Genomic DNA, 16,534 nt, shown 5'->3' on the forward strand with positions numbered 1-16,534 from the left:
TTTCACTTTAAAAAAATGATTTATGACACCAAAAAATTTAATCATACTACTCTCTTGCCTTTCATTCTTGACCATTTCTGCTCAGGAAAAAAAAGCGCAAACAAAAGAGAAAGCTAAAGAACATACAACAAAAACAGTTGACAATAAAGAGATCAAAGAAAACAAAGACCAACTAAAAACAGTTTCTTCTACAAAGGTTGATACTTCAAAAATTAAATTAAAAAATATTGTAAAGGAAATTGACAGCACAAGCAATGCTTTATTAGATGTTAATTTTAAACTGTTGAAGAAAAAAGCTCATGCATCTTATTATCATCAAAAATTTCACGGTAAAAGAACGGCAAGCGGCAAAAAATTTGACAACAATGGTTACACTGCAGCACACAAAAAACTACCTTTTGGAACAAAAGTTAAAGTAACCAATGAAGTCAACGGGAAATTTGTCATTGTTGAAATAACCGATCGCGGACCGTTTTCAAAAGCTCGTGAAATTGATTTGACTAAAAAGGCTTTTATGGAAATTGCCGATAATAAAAAATCAGGAGTTGTTTTTGTAACGCTAGAAGTTGTCGAAGAAAAAAAGTAATTACCAAGTTTTAAAAGGTTTTTTACTCAAATAAGCATTGTAAAATCGTTCATCATTGGTAACTTCTTCGCCCAGCCAAGTCGGTTTTTGAAAGATTTCGTTTTCGGACTGAAGTTCGATTTCGGCTAAGATTAAACCTTCGTTTTCTTTCGAAAAAACATCAACTTCAATAACGTGGTTTCCAACCTTTACTTCGTAACGAACTTTATCAATCATCCCGCTTTCGCAAATAGACAAAAGGGAATCGGCTTCGGGTAAACTAATTTCTTTTTCCCATTCCAGTCGCGTCGTTCCGCTATCGTTACTTTTGCCTTTAATGGTAATAAAACCTTTGTCTGCTTTAATTCTAATGCGAACTGTTCTTTCGGGAACCGAACTCAAATAGGCTTGAACAATTCTTTTTTGGGCAAAAGATTCGTCAATAAATACATCCGAAATCACTAAAAACTTGCGTTCAATTTCTACCATAATTTTTTTTGATAATTAGGAGCAAGTTAAGAAAATATATTTTGAAAAATTGTATTTTTACAACAATCACAGCAGCAAAAACTTCTAAATGAACATACGCAATCATAAAAAAAAGTTTTCTTCAATAGAAGCTTTGTTCCAACATTTCTTTACTGAAAATGGATATCAATCAAGCGACCAACTACTTTTTCTTATTGTTTTGGTTGATTTTTTTCGACCAAAAAATCCAAAAGAAAAAACAACTGTTTCTATTGAACCATTACTTCATTATTTAGCAGAAAACAAAGAACATAAAGAAATTTTAAAAAATTATCTTGCAGATGTGTTGCAAAAAAGAAAATTCAGCCGAATGCTTTCGGATAGCGGAATTTTGAGAGATTCAGATTTTATGTATGAAGTAAAAAAACGAATTTCAGACAAATTACTTCCGTTTCAACCCGAAAAAGATACGCTTGAATTTGTACTCAATCAAGTATTTTTCAAAAGCTCCGATCCTATTTGGATAACCAAAATTCCATTTGAAGAATTGCAAAAATTCTTTGACGTTGTTGAATTTGAAACGATATACAACACAGTTTCAGAAAAATCTGTTTTATCCGAAGTGATGAACGCTATGAGTTTAATTTCACAGCGAATGAGCGGTCGAGCAATGGAAAACGATGTCATAAAAATGGTACCCGAATATGACGATTTAGAAAGTCCATTTGTAGCATTTGAAAACGAATTTCATAGCGTCAAAAAGAAAATTAAAGAAGGCGAAAATCACTTTGTAGCTTCGGATGATTTGAATTACAAACAACTACTTATTCTACATAAACAATGTGAAGAATATGTAGACAAAGCGTTTGGCAACAGTTCAAAATTTGGAATTTCGTTAAAAGTAAATCAAAGTTTACTTCGCATTAGACAACAATTACACCGAATTAAAGTCTTACTTTCTTCGCTAGTAATCAACTCCGAAATTGACAAAAAAAACAACACCATTCATCTGGCTTTACGACTTATTAAATACAATTGTCATAAAAATAATGTTCGCCAATTGATTAATGAAAGTACGCAACTAATTTCGTATGAAATCACACAACATACTGCAAAAACAGGCGAACATTACATCACGGAAAGCAAATCGGAATATTTTTCGATGTTGAAAGCTGCCGTTGGTGGCGGTTTTATCGTAGGACTGCTTTGTATCATTAAAACATTGCTTTCAAAAATTGATACCAGTGCTTTTGGTCATGCACTTTATTACAGTTTAAATTATTCGATAGGTTTTATTACGATTTATTTACTGGGTTATACTTTGGCTACTAAACAACCCGCAATGACTGCAGCAACGTTGATTAAAGCCTTGGAAAGTGGCTTGAAAAAACAAAGCAAAAACGAAAACAAACACAGCTCGTTTGCCCAACTTTTTGCCCGATTATTTCGTTCGCAGTTTATTGCTTTTGTAGGCAATGTTTTCATGGCTTTTCCTGTTTCATTACTTGGTATTTGGCTAATTGATTATGTTTTCGATTATAATATTGCATTTGAAAAATCGGCAAAATTGCTCAATGATTTGTCGCCAATTAGTTCGGCAGCTGTTTTTCACGCAGCAATTGCAGGCGTTTTTCTTTTTCTATCGGGAATTATTTCCGGGAATGTTTCCAATAAAAACAAACACAATCAAGTGTATTTTCGTATTAAAGAACATCCGCTTTTGAAGCAAAATTTTGGTAAAAAGAAAACCGAAAAAATCGCGAATTGGTTTGAAAATAATTGGGCAGGATTTGTTTCTAATGGTTGGTTTGGCGTTTTTCTTGGCAGCACAGCTTCGATTGGAATTTTCTTAGGATTAAATATTGATATTCGCCACATTACTTTTGCCAGTGGAAACTTTGCGCTTGGTTTATATGGTGCCAATTTCTTTGTGGATTTTTGGACCATATTTTGGAGTATTATTGGTATTGGCATAATTGGTTTTATGAATTTTATCGTTAGTTTTTTACTTTCACTAGGATTGGCTTTTCGCTCAAGAAACATTCCACTTTCGGAATTGGGATTACTACGTAAATCGACTTGGGCATATTTTAAAACACGTCCATCGGCATTCTTTTTTCCAGTGAAAGACAAATAATTATGGAAACCGAAGTTGTTCTAAGAAAAATAATACACGTCGATATGGATGCTTTTTATGCTTCTGTAGAACAAATGGATAATCCAGAATTGAAAGGAAAACCATTGGCCGTTGGCGGAAGCGAAACACGTGGCGTAGTTTCGGCAGCGAGTTATGAAGCACGAAAATTTGGCGTTCGTTCCGCTATGAGTGGCATTCAAGCCAAGCGAAATTGTCCCGATTTGATTTTCGTTCGTCCACGATTTGACCGCTATAAAGAAATTTCGAAAAAAATTAGAAAAATTTTTCACGATTATACCGATTTGGTCGAACCACTTTCGCTAGATGAAGCTTATCTTGATGTTACCCAGAACAAAAAAGGAAATCCAAGTGCCACTTTAATTGCGCAAGAAATTAGAAAACGAATATTTGAAGAAGTTGGTCTAACAGCTTCGGCAGGAATTTCGGTGAATAAATTTGTAGCCAAAATTGCCAGCGATTACAACAAACCTAATGGTCAAAAAACAGTAAATCCTGAGGAAGTTGAAGCTTTTCTTGAAAATCTTGATATTAAGAAATTCTATGGAGTTGGTAAAGTTACCGCTGAGCGAATGTATCAATTGGGAATTTTTACTGGAAAAGATTTAAAATCAAAATCGGCTGCTTTTCTCGAAGAACATTTCAGCAAAAGCGGTTTACATTACTATAATATAGTTCGCGGTATTCACAACAGCGCTGTAAAACCCAACCGAATAGCCAAATCAGTCGCAGCAGAACATACATTTAATGAAAATTTAACTTCGGAGATTTTCATGGAAGAAAAACTACAACGCATTGCAAATGAACTCGAAAAACGACTAAAACGCTATAACATTTCAGGAAAAACAATTACCTTAAAGATAAAATACAGCGATTTTACCCTACAAACCCGAAGCAAAACACTTCCCTATTTCATTGCGGACAAAGGTTTACTATTTGAAACCGCAAAAGAATTATTGTACCAACACAAAATGAAAGAATCCGTTCGATTACTAGGAATTTCGTTAAACAACTTAAACACCGAAGAAAAGAAAACGGTTGTGGTACAGTTGAAATTTGAGTTTTGATAAAAAGTTGAACAAAGGTTAAACTTTGATTTTAATTCATATTTTTAAAATATCCTTTTAATTTTGTAAAAAATCAAAAATTATGATTGAATTTAAGGAATATGAATTGGCTTTTGATAAATATCAAAACAGTCTATCCGCAAAACAGTTCCCATTAATTAGTTGGGATTTCTACTTAATGTTTTTTGATTCACTTAAATCAATATTTCCCGATGTTGCAAATTTGAATGAAATTGCTAAAAAAAATGACTGGAATATCAACTGGAATTTTCAACAAGAATTGTCAAATGACACTGTAATAGTTGTAACAGATAACCATTTAAAAATTGTTTTTGCCTCTAAAAACATAGAGGAAATGAATGGCTACAAGCCAAACGAAGTAATAGGTAAAAACCCAAAAATGTTCCAAGGTAAACTGACAAATTCAGATACATCAAAAGAAATAAGTATAGCAATTAAAGAACAACGTTCATTTAATAAAACGATTATTAATTACTGTAAAGACGGATCTTTATATAAATGTCACATAAAAGGTTATCCAATTTTTGACAAAACTGGTAAATTAAAAAACTTTATAGCTTTTGAAAAAATTGCAGCTTAACGACAAAAAAAAACGTTTCAAAAATTTGAAACGTTTTTTTTATCTAAAATTAATCTCTGCTAGATATTTTTGATAATAATCTTAGGAATTCGATATACAACCAAACTAGTGTAATCATTAATCCCATTGCGCCAAACCATTCCATATATTTTGGTAGTTTTTGTTCAGCTCCTTTTTCAATTTGATCAAAATCTAAAAATAAATTTAGTGCAGCAATTACAATTACAAAAACACTAATTCCAATGCTAATTAATGAATTACCGTGATGAACAGGAACAAAGCTTGTAAACATTGATAACAACCACGAAATCAAATAGTAAGTTGCAATAGCCAAAGTAGCCGCAACAACTACGGAACGAAAACGCTCATTTACTTTTACAACTCCATATTTATATAATCCAAAACAAACTATAAAAGTTACAAAGGTACAACTCACGGCTTGGATTACAATTCCTGGATACATTACTTCGAAAATAGCGGAAATTCCACCAATAAATAATCCTTCAAAAACGGCATAACCTGGAGCTAAATAAGGCGAATATTGTGGTTTAAAAACTGAAATTAATACCAAAACAAATCCAACAATTGCTCCGCCAATAGTCAAAACAATTGGATTGTATCCATTAAATGTCATCATCCAAGTAATGGCTGCGCTTGCAATCAAAAGTAACAACATTATGAAACTTTTATTGATGGTTCCTGATACAGACATTGTATCATTATAATCAATTACAGTAGCTTGGTGAACAGCTTCATCAGCACGAGAAGTGTTGTTAAAAGCTTTGCTCTTAAAAAATGGATTGTTTGAATTCATAGTTTTATGTTTTTAGCATTTCAAAAATAGTTTTTTTTATTCAATTTCCGAAATTCTTAACGTATTAACCATTCCTTTGTCAACTACTGGCATTGCAGCAAGGTTAACAAGCATATCGCCTTTTTGAACAAATCCGTTTTCTTTGGCAATATGATTGATATCATCAACAGTATCGTCAGTACTTACAAATTTATCGTAATAAAAAGCATTAACACCCCAAAGTAAATTCAACTGAGTTAGAATTCGTTTGTTTGAAGTATAAACCAAAACGTGTGCTTGTGGTCGCCAAGCCGAAATTTGGAACGCTGTATAACCACTATTTGTTAATGTAGAAATAGCTTTTGCTTTAATTTCATTTGCCATCAAGGCGGCATGGTAACAAATAGATTTTGTGATAAAACGTTTTGTTCTTACGTTTGGAGGTGTTTGTGGCACTTGAATAAGCGGTGAGTCTTCAACAGCTTCAATGATTTGTGTCATTTTTTCAATAACCTGAACCGGATAATTTCCAACCGATGTTTCTCCCGAGAGCATTACCGCATCAGCACCATCCATAACGGAGTTAGCAACGTCATTTACTTCTGCACGTGTTGGCGTTAAGCTGGTAATCATCGTTTCCATCATTTGCGTAGCAACAATTACTGGAATTCTTGCCGTTTTTGCTCTGTGGATTAATTTCTTTTGAATTAACGGAACTTCATGCGCTGGAATTTCAACTCCTAAATCGCCACGAGCAACCATCAATCCGTCGCAAAAAGCAACGATTTTATCAATATTTTCTACGGCTTCTGGTTTTTCGATTTTGGCTACAATTGGAATTTTATGGTCAGAATGTTTTGCAATTAAATCTTGAAGTTCTTCTAAGTCTTTTGGAGTTCTAACAAATGAAAGCGCAATCCAATCTACTTTTTGTTCAATAGCAAAAAGTGCATCTTTAATGTCTTTTTTGGTCAAAGCTGGAAGTGAAACTTTAGTTTGAGGTAAGTTAACACCTTTTTTAGATTTTAATGGTCCGCCTTGAATTACTTTACAAACTACTTCGGTTGAACCGTTGGTTTCTATCGCTTCAAAAATAAGTTTTCCATCATCTAATAAAATTCGTTCTCCAGGATTTACATCTTTTGGAAACGACAAATAGTTCATGTAGACACGTTCTTTGGTTCCGGGAACATCTTCGGCAGTTTGAAACGTAATGATATCGCCTGGATTAACAACTACATCTTCTTTCATAACGCCAACACGAAGTTTTGGACCTTGTAAATCGGCTAATATTGCTGTATTATATCCAAATTCATCGTTCAATTCTCGGATGATATCTATTCTTTCTTTAACATCGGTATAATCGGCATGCGAAAAATTAATACGAAACACATTTACTCCTGCATCAATCATGTCTTTAATGACTTCTTTTGAACTACAAGCCGGACCAAGTGTGGCTACTATTTTTGTTTTTTTTCTAGTCGGCATTTTTTAAAAAATTAAATTATCTTTTGATTTTATATTGTCAACAGAAACGGTATAAACCGTACTGATTTTGTTTATTTTTTTTAAGACTGAAATCGTATTTTCAATTTCAGAAGTAGATAAATTATTTTCAATTTTCAAAAAATAATCTACTTTTTTATATTCGGGAATGAGATAAATTTTGGTTGAAATTTTAGTTTTACTATCGGTAAATAAACCTGTATTTATGGCAAAATCTTCCTGAGAATAGTCGTTTTTATTTTGAACTAAGTTCCAAGTAACATCTTTGTTTTCATCTTCATATACAAACCTTGAAAACTGTGTTTCAATAGCATTGCTTTTTATACTTACATCGTTTTTGCTTTTAGAAAACAAAACGGGTAAATTTTTATTGATAAAATAGGCCAATCGATAGTCTTCTAAAGTAGTATGTATAGCTATCAATTGATAATCTATTTCATCATATTCTTCGCTAAGCAATTTATAAACGGCCATTTCAGTCTCGAATAAGTTGTAAATATACTATTTCTGAAGATAGGTTTTGCCACTAGAATTGATGATTAACGTAATTTTATGAACGAAAACGATATAGTTTTTAAAGAATTCTGATTATTTTGTGTTAATTTTTTCTTGAAATGCAAAATAAGCTCTTTTGGAAGCTATTTCTTCGGCTTTTTTCTTTGATGTTGCTCGTGCTTTTGCTACAACTTTGTCGTCAATAGATAATTTTACACCAAAAAATCGTTGTCCATCATTTCCGTTATCATCAAATACTTCGTAATGAAACGTTCGTTTTTCTTTTTGACACCATTCTATTAAAAGACTTTTGTAACTTATTACTTTGCCTTCAAGTTTTGCAATGTCAACATAAGGAATTATCACTTTTTTATTGATGAATTTTTCGCAAAAAACATAACCTTTGTCTAAGAAAATAGCGCCAACCAAGGCTTCAAAAATATTTCCGTGAATGTTTTCTCCAAAATTACTAACGGGAACTTTACTATCAACCATAGCAACTAAATTCAAATCTCTTCCTAGTTCGTTTAAATGTTCACGACTGACGATTTTTGAGCGCATTTTGGTTAAATAACCTTCATCGCCTGCTGGTACTTTGTTGTATAGATGTGCAGCAATTACAGAACTTAACATGGCATCGCCAAGAAATTCTAATCGCTCATAGTTTAATGGATTCCCACTGTCATCAGATCGATTGGCAGAACGATGCGTAAACGCTTTTTGATAATAAAGTAAGGTTACAGGTTTAAAACCTATGATTTTTTCAATTTTTCCAAAAAAAATCCCGTCCTCATTTGAACGGGATTTAGGAAATATTTTTTTGATAATTCTTTTCATCTGAAGATTAGGCTTCCAATTTTTTGAAAAGTACACATGCGTTGTGTCCGCCAAAACCAAAAGTATTGCTCATAGCAACTTTTACGTCTCTCTTTTGTGCTTTATTCAAAGTCAAATTCAAATTTGGATCAATGTTTTCATCAACCACTTCGTGATTGATGGTTGGTGGAACAATTCCGTGTTTCATGGCTAAAATTGAAGCAATCGCTTCAATTGCACCAGCAGCACCAAGTAAATGTCCTGTCATTGATTTGGTAGAATTGATGTTTAGTGTTTTAGCGTGATGGCCAAAAACTGCGCTAATTGCTTTCAATTCGGCAACATCGCCAAGTGGTGTTGAAGTTCCATGTGTATTGATGTGATCAACATCTTCTGGTTTCATTCCAGCATCGTTTAAACAATTTTGCATCACTGCAATTACACCAATTCCTTCTGGATGTGGTGCTGTTAAATGATATGCATCCGATGACATTCCGCCACCGCCAACTTCGCAATATATTTTTGCTCCACGCGCTTTTGCATGTTCATATTCTTCCAAAACTAATGCGCCAGCACCTTCGCCAAGAACAAATCCATCACGAGTAGCATCAAATGGTCTTGAAGCAGTTTCTGGACTTTCGTTTCTTGTTGACAAGGCTTGCATTGAGTTAAATCCGCCCATTCCTGCAATGGTAACAGCAGCTTCTGAGCCACCAGAAATAATAACGTCACACATTCCTAATCGGATGTAATTGAATGCATCGATTAAAGCATTAGCTGATGAAGCACATGCGGAAACGGTTGTATAATTTGGCCCCATAAATCCGTTTCTCATCGAAATATGAGCAGGAGCAATATCGGCAATCATTTTTGGAATAAAGAAAGGGTTGAAGCGTGGTGTTCCATCGCCTTTAGCATAGCTCATTACTTCATCTTGGAAAGTTTCTAATCCGCCAATTCCTGCACCCCAAATAACACCTACGCGTTGTTTGTTGACATTGGTTTCAGTAATTCCAGCGTCTTTAATGGCTTCTTCGCTAGCTGCTATTGCATATTGAGCAAATTTGTCCATTCGGCGAGCTTCTTTGCGATCAATGTAATCTTCAATATTGAAGTTTTTAACTTCACAGGCAAATTTTGTTTTATGTTTTTCAGTATCGTAATAAGTTATTGGTGCAGCACCACTTCTTCCATTTACTAGTCCATCCCAATATTCTTCAATAGAATTTCCTATTGGTGTTAATGCACCTAAACCTGTGACAACAACTCGCTTTAATGCCATATTCTTTTTTTTAGTAATCTTTTTTTACAAACAAACCCATGAATTCTTCAAATTTAAGCATTAAAGAGACATGGGTTTTTATATTTTAGATTGAAATCAATCTTTTTTTGATTCTTTAAAATAATAAATACCCGCAAATAAAATTTACGGGTATTGTAGAATTATTATTTTTTTGCTTCTTCGATGTAAGAAATAGCTTGACCTACTGTAGCGATATTTTCTGCTTGGTCGTCTGGAATTTGAATATCAAATTCTTTTTCGAACTCCATGATAAGCTCAACAGTGTCTAATGAATCTGCTCCTAAATCGTTTGTGAAGCTTGCTTCTGTTACAACTTCGTTTTCGTCAACGCCTAATTTGTCTACGATAATCGCTTTAACTCTTGATGCAATGTCTGACATAATTTCTAAATTTTTAATTTTAATTGTTGGCAAAAATAAAAAACTTTATTTGATGACAACCTTTTTGTTATTAAATATGACTACGAAAGTAAAAAATTAATTTTAAAATCTTACACTATTATGATTTAAAATCTATTAAATATTCTTTTTTTTGTGCTGTAAAAACAATGAACAAATGAAAAAAATAGTTCTGTTTGCCTCTGGAAACGGTTCCAATGTTGAGAATATCATTCAGTATTTCAAAAACAACGATACTATAAGCGTAGTCGGTATCTTTACTAACAATCTACATGCCAAAGTTTTAGACAGAGCAAAAAAACACAACATTTTTTCAGTTATCTTCAACAAATCCGAACTTAATGAAGGATTAGTTCTTGAAAAAATAAATTCGCTTCAACCTGATCTAATTGTTTTAGCAGGTTTTTTACTTAAATTTCCGGAACACATTATAAAAAAATATCCAAATAAAATAATCAATATCCATCCTGCACTTCTACCCAACTATGGCGGAAAAGGTATGTATGGAATGAATGTTCACAACGCAGTTTTGGAAAATAACGAGAAAGAAACCGGAATTACCATCCATTTTGTAAACGAAGACTATGACGAAGGTGAATTTATTTCCCAACACAAAGTGAATATTCAAAACTGTACAACAGCTGAGGAAATAGCTAGTGAAATTCATAAATTAGAATATCTTTACTTTCCACAAATCATAAATCAATTATTATCATGAAAAAAATACTGTTAATTTGTATGTTTTTGTCTTTCTGTAAAGCAATATGTCAAGAAAGATTTGAGTTGACTAAAATGGGTTTTTCAATGAACTCTCCTGAAGGATGGTATGAAATGAAAAATGAAGAAATATTAAAAAATTTAGAAGAATATGATTTAACCGATGAGCAATTACAAGAATTGCTAAAAACCAATTCAAAACAGCTTGTCACTTATACTAAGTATAATCCAAAAAAAGTCGCGGGAATTATTCCGACAATCAAGGTTAGAACTATGGTAACACAAAGTAAAACCATTGAAAGTTTTAAGAAAGAAACTGAGTTGTCTACAAAAGATGCTATGAAAGTATTAGATAATTTTAGATTTATCGAAAAACCGATCGCAGGAAAAGTTTCAGGAAAAGATGCTTTGAAATTTGCAGTGCAATTCACTATGAAAAATAATGGTAATGAATACGAAATTGTTAGTAACAGTTATTACATACTCCTAAATGGTTATTACGTTTCACTAAATTTTATTGAACAAGTTGGAAAAGAAGACAATTCAAAACTCTTTGATGAAATTTTTCAAAGTATACACTTTACCAAATAACGAATGCCCCATCAAATCCACATTTATACAGACGGCGCAGCCAAAGGAAATCCCGGAAACGGCGGTTATGGCGTGGTTATGGAATTAGTTGGAACAAATTATAAAAAAGAATTCTACGAAGGTTTCAGACATACAACTAATAATAGGATGGAATTATTAGCTGTAATTGTTGGTTTAGAAAAAATAAAAAATCCAAAAATGAAAGTTTTGGTTATTTCGGACTCTAAGTATGTTGTTGATGCTGTTGAAAAAAAATGGGTTTTTGGCTGGGAAAAGAAAAATTTTAATGGTAAAAAAAATCCCGATTTATGGATGAGATTTCTTAAAATATACCGCAAACACCAAGTTGATTTTAAATGGATTAAAGGACATAACAATCATCCGCAAAACGAACGCTGTGACCAGTTGGCAGTTATGGCTTCGGGATTACCTAATTTATCGGTGGATGCTTTTTATGAAAAAGAAGATCAAAAGTTACTGTAGATTTTGTTAAACTATTAAGTAAAAAACATTTTATTTATTTTAAATTTTCAAATTCTCTCATTTTCTGATAAATCATTTCGCTTTCCCAACCTTTTCGTAGTAAGTAATCGCAAAATTTTTTACGCTTTTTCAAAACATTTCGTTCTAAAATGGAATTCCAAATTCGTTCAGCAATGGTTTCAAATGTAGCTTGATATTCTTCACTACTAATTTCTGCTAAACCTAATTTAATGTTAGCCGAAGAAATATTTCGAGCCCTCAATTCGTTTTTAATTCGTTTCAAACCCCAAAACTTGATGCGATGTTTACCTCTTGCAAAACTTCGAGCAAAACGTTCTTCGTTAAGAAAATTATGCTCAATCAAATGCACCACAATCAAATCCATGTCACTTGAATTAACACCAAGTTCAAACAACTTTTGCTTTACTTCTTGATGACATCTGTCCTGATAAACACAATAGTATTCTAGCTTTTTTTGAATTTCGGCTAACGATGAAAGATTAGACATTTTAATTTCTTTGGATTTCAAATCTAATAAATTCCTTTTAAAAACTTTTAAACCTATAAACTTTTAAACTTCTAAACTAAAGTTTATCTTTGCACCTTTAATTTGAAACGCAAATAATGAACAAACTATTAATAGTCGGAACAGTAGCTTTTGACGCTATTGAAACACCTTTCGGAAAGACTGATAAAATTCTTGGCGGCGCAGGAACATTCATTGGATTATCTGCTTCCCATTTCAATCTGCAATCCGCAATTGTTTCTGTAGTTGGAGATGATTTTCCTCAAGAATATATTGATTTATTAACCGCAAGAAATATTGATGTTTCTGGTTTGGAAATCGTAAAAGGCGGAAAAACTTTCTTTTGGAGTGGACGTTACCATAACGATATGAATTCGAGAGATACTTTAGCCACTGAGCTAAACGTATTGGCAGATTTCAACCCAATTGTTCCAGAAAACTTCAAAAATGCCGATGTTGTAATGTTAGGAAATCTTCATCCTATTGTTCAAACGGGTGTTTTAAACCAAATGACACAAAAACCAAAGCTTGTTGTATTGGATACTATGAACTTTTGGATGGATTGTGCATTACCTGAATTATTAGAAGTAATCCAACGTGTTGATGTAATCACCATTAACGATGAAGAAGCGCGCCAACTTTCTGGAGAATATTCATTGGTGAAAGCAGCAGCTAAAATCCACTCGATGGGACCAAAATATGTTGTAATCAAAAAAGGTGAACACGGTGCATTGATTTTCCACAACGAACATATTTTCTTCGCTCCAGCATTACCTTTGGCCGATGTATTCGATCCAACTGGTGCAGGTGATACATTTGCTGGTGGATTTGCAGGTTTCATCACCCAACAAGGAGATATTTCTTTTGAGACAATGAAAACCGCAATTATACAAGGTTCTAACTTAGCTTCTTTTTGTGTAGAGAAATTCGGAACCGAAAGAATGCTGTCGCTAACCAAAGAAGAAGTGAACGAGCGTTTGAAACAATTCAAAGCTTTAACACAATTTGAAATAGAATTACAATAACTTTATGCCTCGATATTTCGGGGCATTTTTGTTTTAAAATATAACATACAAACTACTTACAACAACACAACAACTATGAGCGACGCAATTAAACACGAATGTGGCATTGCACTACTTCGATTAAAGAAACCATTAGAATTCTACAAAGAAAAATATGGTTCGGCTTTCTATGGCATACAAAAAATGTATTTACTCATGGAAAAGCAGCACAACCGTGGTCAAGATGGCGCTGGTTTTGCTTCTATAAAATTTGATGTTGAACCAGGCGAAAGATACATCAGTCGAGTTCGTTCTAACAAATCACAACCCATTCAAGATATTTTTGCCCAAATAAACGAACGCATTAACGAAGAACTAACTTTACATCCCGAATACAACGACAATGTAAAACTTCAAAAAGACAACATTCCTTATATTGGCGAGTTATTTCTTGGACACGTTCGTTATGGAACTTTTGGCAAAAATAATATTGAAAGTGTTCATCCATTTCTGCGTCAAAATAATTGGATGCACCGAAACCTCATCGTAGCTGGGAATTTTAATATGACCAACGTAACGGAGCTTTTCAATAGTTTAGTAGAATTAGGTCAACATCCAAAAGAAATGGCCGATACCGTTACCGTAATGGAAAAAATTGGACATTTCCTTGACGACGAAGTAACCGATTTGTACCAAGAATGCAAAAACAAGGGTTTATCTAAGAGAGACGCTTCGCCAGTTATTGCCGAAAAACTCAATCTAGTTCGAGTATTAAAACGTGCTTCTCGCGGTTGGGATGGCGGTTATGCTATGGCAGGATTGTTAGGTCATGGCGACTCATTTGTGCTTCGTGATCCAGCAGGAATTCGACCAACCTATTTTTATGAAGATGACGAAGTAGTTGTTGTAGCTTCAGAAAGACCAGTTATTCAAACCGTTTTTAATGTCTCTTTTGAAAAAATTCAAGAATTAAAACCTGGAAATGCGTTAATCATCAAGAAAAATGCGACAGTTTCCGAAGAAGAAATCAATACGCCAACAGAAAAAAAAGCATGCTCATTTGAACGAATTTATTTTTCTCGCGGTAGCGATGCTGAAATTTATCAGGAACGAAAGAAACTAGGAAAACTAATTCTTCCAGCGGTTCTCCATGCTATTGAAAGCGATACGGATAATACTGTTTTCTCATACATTCCAAATACAGCCGAAACTTCTTTCTACGGAATGATTGAAGCTGCCAATGATTTTCTAAACCAAAGAAAAAACAAATTCATTTTGGATAACCGAAAAACATTAACCAAAGAAAAATTAGAAGAAATTCTTTCAGTAAAAATAAGAACCGAAAAAATAGCCATCAAAGATGCAAAATTGAGAACTTTTATTACCGATGATGCCAACCGTGATGATTTAGTTGCTCATGTTTATGACGTTACATATGGTGTAATTCAACCGTCAGATAATTTGGTTATCATTGATGATAGTATCGTTCGTGGAACTACGTTAAAGAAAAGTATCCTTAGAATGATGGACAGATTAAATCCAAAACGTATCGTAGTCGTTTCTTCTGCACCACAAATTCGTTATCCTGATTGTTATGGTATTGATATGTCAACCTTGGAAGGTTTTATTGCTTTTCAGGCAGCAATCGAGCTTTTAAAGGAGCGAAAAATGACCAACATTATCGATGATGTTTACAAAAAATGTAAATCACAAGAAAATCTGAAAGATACAGAAGTAATTAACTTCGTCAAGGAAATATACAACCCTTTCACCGATACCGAAATTTCGAATAAAATTGCCGAAATGCTTCATCCAGATGATATTAAAGCTGAAGTAAAAATTATCTTCCAAACAGTTGATGATTTGCATCTAGCATGTCCTAAGAATTTAGGCGATTGGTACTTTACTGGAAATTATCCTACATCTGGTGGAAACCGAGTTGTTAACAAGGCTTTTATTAATTTTTATGAAGGCAAAAACACTCGTTCCTATTAAAGATTTAACATATCTTGAACTTAAACGATTTTTGATGCATTTGGTCTAAATTATTTGTTATTAGAAATCTAGACACTATATATTTGTTGAACCATAGCATTAGTAGGTTAAGTTTATGGTAGATTTGGGGCAAAAAAGGAGAAAGTAAAATTTCTCCTTTTTTATTTTTTCACCCTTACAAAAAAACTAAATTCCATGGTTTTTTATAATTTTTCCTATTTTTTTTTATTTTTTTCAAAAAATATGATGAAATTCAATAAGTTGTTATTAGATTTGCCATACCATAGTATTTAGTGTAGGTTAAGTTTATGGTAGATTTGGGGCAAACAGGTGGAAGCAATTCCGCCTGTTTCATTTTATACCAATCACAAAAAAACCGACTGCTTTCACAATCGGTTTTTGAAAAAGAAAAAAATCTCTCTTATTTTTCAGTAGCATATAACCTTGCAACTTCTGTCCAGTTAATTACATTAAAGAATGCTTCTATATAATCAGGACGACGGTTTTGATAGTTTAGATAGTAAGCATGTTCCCAAACATCCATTCCTAAAATTGGAAAACCACCACAAGCCGTATCTGGCATTAATGGATTGTCTTGATTTGCTGTTGAACAAACTTCTAGTTTTCCACCTTTGTGAACACATAGCCAAGCCCAACCTGAACCAAAACGAGTTGCACCAGCTTTAGCAAACTGCGCTTTAAATTCGTCAAACGATTTGAAGTCTCTTTCAATCGCTTCCAATAATTCGCCTGTTGGTAATCCGCCACCGTTTGGTGCCATCACTCTCCAAAATAAATTGTGATTGTAAAAACCACCACCATTATTTCTAACCGCAGCGTTTTTCATATCCAAATTGATTAAGATGTTTTCAATGGTTAATCCTTCCAAATCAGTTCCAGCAATCGCTGCATTTAGATTGGTTGTATAAGCATTATGATGTTTTGAATGATGAATTTCCATCGTTCTTGCATCAATATGTGGTTCTAATGCATCGTATGCATAAGGTAATTGTGGTAATTCAAAAGCCATAATTAGTATTTTTTTAAAATT

General features: G+C 33.2%; 18 protein-coding genes. 9 read left to right on the forward strand and 9 right to left on the reverse strand.

The annotated features are described in order from the left end of the window. Positions 1-22 precede the first annotated feature (22 nt). Positions 23-586: a septal ring lytic transglycosylase RlpA family protein gene (locus IAI56_RS02835; RefSeq protein ID WP_187656432.1), complete on the forward strand. Its 564-nt coding sequence runs from the start codon at positions 23-25 to the stop codon at positions 584-586. Here the strand turns inward: IAI56_RS02835 and IAI56_RS02840 are convergent, their stop codons facing one another. Beyond that, positions 587-1,054 (reverse strand): CYTH domain-containing protein, encoded by a 468-nt coding sequence (locus tag IAI56_RS02840; protein ID WP_187656433.1) that lies wholly within the window; start codon positions 1,052-1,054, stop codon positions 587-589. Between the two features lie 88 nt (positions 1,055-1,142). Here IAI56_RS02840 and IAI56_RS02845 point away from each other — a divergent pair, with 88 nt between their 5' ends. The 3 genes from IAI56_RS02845 to IAI56_RS02855 all read left to right on the forward strand — a co-directional run bounded on the left by IAI56_RS02845 (position 1,143) and on the right by IAI56_RS02855 (position 4,856). Beyond that, positions 1,143-3,170 carry a site-specific recombinase gene (locus IAI56_RS02845; protein WP_187656434.1) on the forward strand — a complete coding sequence of 676 codons (2,028 nt, stop codon included), beginning with the start codon at positions 1,143-1,145 and terminating at the stop codon, positions 3,168-3,170. 2 nt (positions 3,171-3,172) lie between these two features. Beyond that, positions 3,173-4,255, forward strand: coding sequence for a DNA polymerase IV (gene dinB, locus IAI56_RS02850; RefSeq protein ID WP_187656435.1), 1,083 nt, complete (start codon positions 3,173-3,175; stop codon positions 4,253-4,255). Positions 4,256-4,337: 82 nt separating this feature from the next. Beyond that, positions 4,338-4,856 carry a PAS domain-containing protein gene (locus tag IAI56_RS02855; protein WP_222940961.1) on the forward strand — a complete coding sequence of 173 codons (519 nt, stop codon included), beginning with the start codon at positions 4,338-4,340 and terminating at the stop codon, positions 4,854-4,856. 49 nt (positions 4,857-4,905) lie between these two features. Here the strand turns inward: IAI56_RS02855 and IAI56_RS02860 are convergent, their stop codons facing one another. The 6 genes from IAI56_RS02860 to IAI56_RS02885 all read right to left on the reverse strand — a co-directional run bounded on the left by IAI56_RS02860 (position 4,906) and on the right by IAI56_RS02885 (position 10,149). Next, positions 4,906-5,670 carry a Bax inhibitor-1/YccA family protein gene (locus IAI56_RS02860; protein ID WP_187656436.1) on the reverse strand — a complete coding sequence of 255 codons (765 nt, stop codon included), beginning with the start codon at positions 5,668-5,670 and terminating at the stop codon, positions 4,906-4,908. 36 nt (positions 5,671-5,706) lie between these two features. Next, positions 5,707-7,137, reverse strand: a complete 1,431-nt coding sequence (gene pyk, locus IAI56_RS02865; RefSeq protein ID WP_187656437.1) for a pyruvate kinase — start codon at positions 7,135-7,137, stop codon at positions 5,707-5,709. 3 nt (positions 7,138-7,140) lie between these two features. Beyond that, positions 7,141-7,629, reverse strand: a complete 489-nt coding sequence (locus IAI56_RS02870; protein WP_169523354.1) for an IPExxxVDY family protein — start codon at positions 7,627-7,629, stop codon at positions 7,141-7,143. 114 nt (positions 7,630-7,743) lie between these two features. Then, complete coding sequence (rnc, locus tag IAI56_RS02875; RefSeq protein WP_187656438.1) at positions 7,744-8,487, reverse strand: ribonuclease III; 744 nt, start codon at positions 8,485-8,487, stop codon at positions 7,744-7,746. A 7-nt stretch (positions 8,488-8,494) separates the two neighbouring features. Next, complete coding sequence (fabF, locus tag IAI56_RS02880; RefSeq protein ID WP_187656439.1) at positions 8,495-9,748, reverse strand: beta-ketoacyl-ACP synthase II; 1,254 nt, start codon at positions 9,746-9,748, stop codon at positions 8,495-8,497. A gap of 164 nt (positions 9,749-9,912) precedes the next feature. Beyond that, the gene (locus tag IAI56_RS02885) at positions 9,913-10,149 is read right to left on the reverse strand and encodes an acyl carrier protein (protein WP_007137004.1); all 237 of its coding nucleotides are present in this window, start codon (positions 10,147-10,149) and stop codon (positions 9,913-9,915) included. 175 nt (positions 10,150-10,324) lie between these two features. Here IAI56_RS02885 and purN point away from each other — a divergent pair, with 175 nt between their 5' ends. From purN to rnhA, 3 genes are read left to right on the forward strand one after another with little or no spacing between them, the layout of a single operon-like run. Further along, positions 10,325-10,885 carry a phosphoribosylglycinamide formyltransferase gene (gene purN, locus IAI56_RS02890; protein WP_187656440.1) on the forward strand — a complete coding sequence of 187 codons (561 nt, stop codon included), beginning with the start codon at positions 10,325-10,327 and terminating at the stop codon, positions 10,883-10,885. Next, positions 10,882-11,475, forward strand: coding sequence for a hypothetical protein (locus IAI56_RS02895; protein WP_187656441.1), 594 nt, complete (start codon positions 10,882-10,884; stop codon positions 11,473-11,475). Before purN ends, IAI56_RS02895 begins: the two co-directional genes overlap by 4 nt. Positions 11,476-11,478: 3 nt before the next feature. Further along, positions 11,479-11,958, forward strand: a complete 480-nt coding sequence (gene rnhA, locus IAI56_RS02900; RefSeq protein WP_187656442.1) for a ribonuclease HI — start codon at positions 11,479-11,481, stop codon at positions 11,956-11,958. Between the two features lie 34 nt (positions 11,959-11,992). On the opposite strand, the gene IAI56_RS02905 is transcribed toward rnhA, so the two are convergent. Next, a complete protein-coding gene (locus IAI56_RS02905) occupies positions 11,993-12,466 on the reverse strand; it encodes a regulatory protein RecX (RefSeq protein WP_187656443.1) in 474 nt (157 codons plus the stop codon). A 116-nt stretch (positions 12,467-12,582) separates the two neighbouring features. Between IAI56_RS02905 and IAI56_RS02910 the strand changes: the two genes are divergently transcribed. Together IAI56_RS02910 and IAI56_RS02915 are read left to right on the forward strand one after the other, a co-directional pair. Then, entirely contained in the window at positions 12,583-13,509 is a 927-nt protein-coding gene (locus IAI56_RS02910) for a PfkB family carbohydrate kinase (RefSeq protein ID WP_133532498.1), read from the forward strand. Positions 13,510-13,584: 75 nt separating this feature from the next. Beyond that, on the forward strand, positions 13,585-15,483 hold the full coding sequence (locus tag IAI56_RS02915) for an amidophosphoribosyltransferase (RefSeq protein ID WP_187656444.1): 1,899 nt from the start codon (positions 13,585-13,587) through the stop codon (positions 15,481-15,483). Between the two features lie 421 nt (positions 15,484-15,904). On the opposite strand, the gene IAI56_RS02920 is transcribed toward IAI56_RS02915, so the two are convergent. Continuing rightward, on the reverse strand, positions 15,905-16,513 hold the full coding sequence (locus IAI56_RS02920) for a superoxide dismutase (protein WP_187656445.1): 609 nt from the start codon (positions 16,511-16,513) through the stop codon (positions 15,905-15,907). Between the last annotated feature and the right edge of the window lie 21 nt (positions 16,514-16,534).

Origin of the sequence: Flavobacterium macrobrachii, assembly GCF_014486675.1 — a bacterium.
In the GTDB taxonomy this organism is placed as follows: Bacteria; Bacteroidota; Bacteroidia; order Flavobacteriales; family Flavobacteriaceae; genus Flavobacterium; species Flavobacterium macrobrachii.

Coding starts and splice junctions, on each gene's coding strand:
- IAI56_RS02845 (WP_187656434.1), top strand. CDS start 1,143: ATGAACATACGCAATCATAAAAAAAAGTTTTCTTCAATAGAAGCTTTG.
- fabF (WP_187656439.1), bottom strand. CDS start 9,748: ATGGCATTAAAGCGAGTTGTTGTCACAGGTTTAGGTGCATTAACACCA.
- purN (WP_187656440.1), top strand. CDS start 10,325: ATGAAAAAAATAGTTCTGTTTGCCTCTGGAAACGGTTCCAATGTTGAG.
- IAI56_RS02895 (WP_187656441.1), top strand. CDS start 10,882: ATGAAAAAAATACTGTTAATTTGTATGTTTTTGTCTTTCTGTAAAGCA.
- IAI56_RS02915 (WP_187656444.1), top strand. CDS start 13,585: ATGAGCGACGCAATTAAACACGAATGTGGCATTGCACTACTTCGATTA.
- pyk (WP_187656437.1), bottom strand. CDS start 7,137: ATGCCGACTAGAAAAAAAACAAAAATAGTAGCCACACTTGGTCCGGCT.
- IAI56_RS02910 (WP_133532498.1), top strand. CDS start 12,583: ATGAACAAACTATTAATAGTCGGAACAGTAGCTTTTGACGCTATTGAA.
- IAI56_RS02860 (WP_187656436.1), bottom strand. CDS start 5,670: ATGAATTCAAACAATCCATTTTTTAAGAGCAAAGCTTTTAACAACACT.
- dinB (WP_187656435.1), top strand. CDS start 3,173: ATGGAAACCGAAGTTGTTCTAAGAAAAATAATACACGTCGATATGGAT.
- IAI56_RS02885 (WP_007137004.1), bottom strand. CDS start 10,149: ATGTCAGACATTGCATCAAGAGTTAAAGCGATTATCGTAGACAAATTA.
- IAI56_RS02870 (WP_169523354.1), bottom strand. CDS start 7,629: ATGGCCGTTTATAAATTGCTTAGCGAAGAATATGATGAAATAGATTAT.
- rnc (WP_187656438.1), bottom strand. CDS start 8,487: ATGAAAAGAATTATCAAAAAAATATTTCCTAAATCCCGTTCAAATGAG.
- IAI56_RS02855 (WP_222940961.1), top strand. CDS start 4,338: ATGATTGAATTTAAGGAATATGAATTGGCTTTTGATAAATATCAAAAC.
- IAI56_RS02920 (WP_187656445.1), bottom strand. CDS start 16,513: ATGGCTTTTGAATTACCACAATTACCTTATGCATACGATGCATTAGAA.
- IAI56_RS02835 (WP_187656432.1), top strand. CDS start 23: ATGACACCAAAAAATTTAATCATACTACTCTCTTGCCTTTCATTCTTG.
- IAI56_RS02905 (WP_187656443.1), bottom strand. CDS start 12,466: ATGTCTAATCTTTCATCGTTAGCCGAAATTCAAAAAAAGCTAGAATAC.
- IAI56_RS02840 (WP_187656433.1), bottom strand. CDS start 1,054: ATGGTAGAAATTGAACGCAAGTTTTTAGTGATTTCGGATGTATTTATT.
- rnhA (WP_187656442.1), top strand. CDS start 11,479: ATGCCCCATCAAATCCACATTTATACAGACGGCGCAGCCAAAGGAAAT.